The following is a 2,424-nucleotide window of genomic DNA, read 5'->3' as shown; positions in this document are numbered from 1 at the left end:
GCCGCACGCGCACGGCGATCCGCCTGCGCGTGCCGCCGCCGGGCGCGGCCAGCACCAGCGCGACGCAGCCCAGCAACATCAGCAGTTCGAAGCCGCGCGCGGCCAGGGTCGACATCGTCATCTTGAAGTTTCCAGTCTCGAGATCTTGCGGATCACCAGCAGCCCGATCGCGAGCAGCACAACGGCCAGCATCAGCATCATGTGCCCCGCGTGCGTCGTGAACAGCACCATCACGTACGGGCGGTTCACCATGAACAGCACGCCGACGATCAGGAACGGGATCACCGAGATGATGTTCGTCGTGATCCGGCCTTCGGCCGTCAGCGCGCGGGTCTTCAGCCGGATGTCGCGGCGGGTCCGGATGATGCTCGACAACTCGTCGAGCGACTCGCCGAGGCTGCCGCCCGTCTCGCGCTGCAGCAGCAGGTAGACCGTGAAGAACGAGAAGTCCGCGATCATCAGCCGATCGGCGGCCTGCGTCAGCACATCCTTCAGGTCTGCACCGACGCGCAGGCTGTCGCCCATCGTCCGGAACGTCGAGCGCACGGGCTCGGCCGCGCCGTCGCCCACCGTGCTGATCGATTGCGTGACCGGAATGCCCGCGCGCACGGCCCGCACGATCAGGTCGATCGCATCGGGGAACGCTTCGAGAAAGCGCTTGCGAAAGCGCCGGATCAGCGCAAGATAGCTCGAGCGCATCGCGATCAGCGGCAAGCCCGCGTAGATGAGCGGGCACAGGAATCCCGGCGGCTCGATCAGCCTGACCACGACCACGGCCGCGAGCGCGGCGGCAATCGTGCAGCCGGCGACGACGCGCACGCCGCCGTCGCCGCTGACCGTGCGCACGCGCGTCACGTAGCGCTGCAGCCACGCACGCACACGGCCATGCTCGCGTTCGAGCCGGAACAGCACGATGCCGGACACGTCGGCCGCGCCCGCGTCGCCGACGCCACTCGTTGGCGACAGTCGGCGCATGCGCGCGCGGATGCGCTGCGCGGGGCCGTTGCGCGCGCGATCGACCAGCGACGAGATGCCCATTCCGAGCCCGAGGATCACGACGAACGCGCACGCGGCGAACAGATCGGCGGCCGTCATGACCGGAACACCTCGGCGAGTGCGTCCTCGACGCCGTAATACGCGGCCCGCGCGGCGAATGCCGGGCGCAGCGCCGACGCTTCGAACACGCCCTTCACCGCATCGCGCGTCGTGTCGCCGTCCTGCCGGAACGCGAACAGGTCCTGCGTGATCACGACCTCGCCTTCCATCCCGACGATTTCGGTGATCCGCGTCACGCGGCGCACGCCGTCGCGCATCCGCTCGACCTGCACGAACAGATGGACCGCGCTCGCGATCTGGCGGCGGATCGACATCAGCTGCAGGTTCGCGTTCGCCATCATGACCATGCTCTCGAGGCGGCTGATCGCATCGCGCGGCGAGTTCGCGTGGATCGTCGTCATCGAGCCGTCGTGGCCCGTGTTCATCGCCTGCAGCACGTCGAACGCCTCCGGGCCGCGGATCTCGCCGAGGATAATGCGGTCGGGCCGCATCCGCAGCGCGTTGCGGACCAGATCGCGCTGCGAGATGCCGCCGAGCCCCTCGGTGTTCTCCGGCCGCGTTTCGAGGCTGACCACGTGAGGCTGCAGCAGTTGCAGCTCCGCGGCATCCTCGATCGTCACGATCCGTTCGTGCTGCTCGATATGCTGCGACAGCGCGTTGAGCAGCGTCGTCTTGCCCGATCCCGTGCCGCCCGAGATCACGACGTTCAGCCGGCACGTGCACGCGACTTTCAGCGCCTGCAGCATCGCCGGCGAGATGTTGCCCTGCTGCGCCATTCGAGCGAGCGTGATGTCGCGCTTCGCGAACTTGCGGATCGAGATCGACGGGCCGCGCATCGCGATCGGCGGCAGCACGACGTTCACGCGGCTGCCGTCGGCGAGACGCGCGTCGACCATCGGGCTGCTCTCGTCGACGCGCCGCCCGACCGCCGCCGCAATCCGCTGCGCGACGCTCGTCACGTGCGCGTCGTCGCGGAACTTCAGCGCGGTGAGTTCGAGCCGGCCCGCGCGCTCGACGTAGACCTGGTCGGGCCCGTTGACCAGGATGTCGGTGACCGACTCGTCGGCGAGCAACGGCTCGATCGGCCCGACGCCGAACATGTCGTTCAGGATCGCGTCGACGATCAGCAGCTGCTCGCCCGCCGTGATCTTCAGGCGCTCGCGCTCGACCGTGTGCGCGGCCAGCTCCTCGATGCCGGCCCGCACCTCGTCGCGCGTCTTCATCAGCGCGGCCGACATGTTCATCGACGCGAACACGGCCGAACGGATCGCGTCGAACTTGCCGGAGCGGATCAGCGCCTCGTGGCTGTCGGCGCTGCCGGCCACGCGGGCCGGTGCGGGTGCGGGCGCGGGTGCCGGCCCGCGCGGT

The 2,424-nt window shown here is 69.3% G+C and carries 2 protein-coding genes; both read right to left on the bottom strand.

All coding sequences use genetic code 11. The features are described 5' to 3' along the window. Positions 1-117 precede the first annotated feature (117 nt). The gene (locus tag G3N94_RS40930) at positions 118-1,095 is read right to left on the bottom strand and encodes a type II secretion system F family protein (protein WP_205799854.1); all 978 of its coding nucleotides are present in this window, start codon (positions 1,093-1,095) and stop codon (positions 118-120) included. Next, the coding region (locus G3N94_RS40925) for a CpaF family protein (protein WP_205799853.1) at positions 1,092-2,424 on the bottom strand (1,333 nt) is incomplete at its 5' end. The genes G3N94_RS40930 and G3N94_RS40925, both read right to left, overlap by 4 nt.

The organism is Burkholderia sp. Ac-20353 (genome assembly GCF_017104785.1).
Taxonomy (GTDB): domain Bacteria; phylum Pseudomonadota; class Gammaproteobacteria; order Burkholderiales; family Burkholderiaceae; genus Burkholderia.
This window is presented reverse-complemented; position numbering and strand designations above follow the sequence as displayed.